This is a genomic window from Kitasatospora putterlickiae (genome assembly GCF_039527695.1).
Lineage (GTDB): Bacteria > Actinomycetota > Actinomycetes > Streptomycetales > Streptomycetaceae > Kitasatospora > Kitasatospora putterlickiae.
Genome location: NZ_BAAAKJ010000036.1, coordinates 13,369 through 13,916 on the forward strand (window position 1 = coordinate 13,369; position 548 = coordinate 13,916).

General features: G+C 80.5%; 1 protein-coding gene. It reads left to right on the forward strand.

The features are described from left to right. Nucleotides 1–302, forward strand: a 302-nt coding sequence (locus ABD308_RS04425; protein ID WP_344325820.1) for a hypothetical protein, incomplete at its 5' end; no start/stop codon positions are given. Nucleotides 303–548 lie beyond the last annotated feature (246 nt).

Consider the following 548-nt stretch of genomic DNA (forward strand, 5'->3'; position numbering starts at 1 on the left):
TCCCCACGCCGCACGTCTCGCGGCAGCCGACGGTCTCGCCGGTGCCGAAGGACGCCGCTCGGCCGGTCGCCCCGCTGCCGTCGCTGACCCGCGACGCCACCGGCAAGGAGCCCCAGGTGGCGCCCCCGGCCGACAAGCCGCAGGTCCGCGAGGTGCCGAAGGGCGCCGCCCAGGCCGGTGACGGCTCCACCGCGGGCGACTCCTCCGGCCTCAAGCTGGCCGCCGGCGGCACGGTCGCCGCCATCGGCGCCGGGGTGCTCGGTTTCGCCGTGCTGCGCCGCCGCTCCGGTGCGCGCGGCTGACGACGGCCACCGGGGCGAGCCTCGCCACGGGCGTCGCCACGGGCGGCGCGCCCGGCACGGCGGGCCGCGACCGGGTGGGCTGAACCGGAGCGTCTTCGGGGCGGCCGGGCTGCTCTGTCTGGCGCTCGGCACGACCGTGGCGCTCTCGGACCAGCGGGAGCACCCGGTGGTCCGGGTGGAGACCTCGGCCCGTCACGGCACGGCGGACGCGGCGGACACCGCGCCGGCCGCACCGGCGGGGGGCCC